At 61.0% G+C, this 1,566-nt stretch carries 2 protein-coding genes; both read left to right on the forward strand.

Annotated features, from left to right (window positions below; genetic code table 11):
• Positions 1-1,170, forward strand: a 1,170-nt coding sequence (glp, locus tag WCA53_RS27770; RefSeq protein WP_423918416.1) for a gephyrin-like molybdotransferase Glp, incomplete at its 5' end; no start/stop codon positions are given.
• Between the two features lie 118 nt (positions 1,171-1,288).
• Complete coding sequence (locus tag WCA53_RS27775) at positions 1,289-1,564, forward strand: hypothetical protein (protein WP_423918419.1); 276 nt, start codon at positions 1,289-1,291, stop codon at positions 1,562-1,564.
• Positions 1,565-1,566: the final 2 nt, after the last annotated feature.

A 1,566-nucleotide genomic window follows, 5' to 3' on the forward strand; every position in this document is an offset into this window, starting at 1 on the left:
CTGTTCGACGCGCTCGATCGCGTGCTGGCAAGCGACGTGGTGTCGCCGATCAATGTTCCTTCACACGACAATTCCGCCATGGACGGCTACGCGTTCGATAGCGCGGCGCTAGCCGGGGGTATCGAAGGCGTTCGGTTGAACGTCGTGGGTACCGCGTTCGCGGGGCGGCCGTTTGCGGAGCACATCGAGCCGACTCAATGTGTACGCACCATGACCGGCGCGCTCATTGCGGCGGGTTGCGATACGGTCGTGCCGCAAGAGTGCGTCGAGCGTATCGGCGACGCGATCAGCTTTCCGACGGCCGGCATCGTGCCGGGCGCAAACCGGCGGCTCGCTGGCGAAGACCTTTCGAAGGACCGGCCGGCGTTGCGCAAAGGCCGCGTCGTCCGGGCGTCGGATCTCGGACTACTGGCGTCGCTGGGTATCGGCGAAGTGGATGTGCAGCGACGCGTGCGTGTCGCATTTTTTTCGACCGGCGACGAGTTGCGCTCGGTTGGCGAACCGCTCGATGCCGGCTGCGTTTACGACAGCAACCGCTACACCCTGTTCGCGATGCTGCGCCGCCTGAACGTGGAGCCCGTGGATCTCGGTATTGTCCGCGACGATCGCGCTTCGCTTGAACGTGCGTTACGGCAGGCTACGCAAGAAGCCGATGTAGTGATCAGCTCCGGTGGTGTCTCCGTGGGGGATGCCGACTTTACGCGCGGTCTGATGAATTCGCTCGGCGACGTGGCGTTCTGGAAGATCGCAATGCGTCCAGGCCGCCCGCTCGCATTTGGCCGCCTGTGGTCGGGAAAACGTCCGGGCGAGGGCGAGTCGGCGTTGTTCTTCGGCTTGCCCGGCAACCCGGTTGCGGTAATGGCGACGTTTTATTTCATCGTCCGTGAAGCGCTCCTCGCCATGGCGGGTGCGACGCCGCAAGAACTCACGTTGATCCCGGCGATAAGCACCCAAGCGATCGCGAAACGCGCGGGGCGCACTGAGTTTCAGCGCGGTATAGCGAACTGCGACGCGAGCGGACGCTGGCGGGTGGCGACAACCGGACCACAAGGCTCAGGCGTTCTAAGTTCCATGAGCGAGGCCAATTGCTTCATTGTGCTCAAGCATGAAATGGGCAACATTGATGCAGGAGACAGCGTGGATGTCCTGCCGTTCGACAGCCTGATCTAACTCCAGATTCCCGTTCGACATCAAAGTTGCGGCGCCGCTATTCGCGCAAGCGGCTAGAAACCGACGTATTGAGCGCATTGCGCCGCATTGCTCCATGACTGACAAGGCTTTTCCTTCCATGAAAAAACAAATTACATTTATCGCGCCGGGTCAGACTGCCAAAGCGCTGATCCTCGTTTATCTGACCTTCAGCGTACCGATCGTGTTGCTCGGCGTGCTGGTTGCATTCTTCCGATACGGCTCAGTCGAATTCAGCACCGTCACGAGCGCCTTGCTGCTCAACGCGATACTCGGCTTCATCCTGCTCTGGATTGCGTGCCACGCGTACAACTGGGTGGCATCGCGATTTGGTGGCATTGAGATCGTGTTGTCCGACGCACCGGAGGAAGCCTGATG

The sequence above is a fragment of the Caballeronia sp. genome, from assembly GCF_049581465.1.
Classification (GTDB): domain Bacteria; phylum Pseudomonadota; class Gammaproteobacteria; order Burkholderiales; family Burkholderiaceae; genus Caballeronia.

Bases quoted from the DNA above. Each gene is read 5' to 3' on its own strand.
- WCA53_RS27775 (WP_423918419.1), top strand. From the start codon at position 1,289: ATGAAAAAACAAATTACATTTATCGCGCCGGGTCAGACTGCCAAAGCG.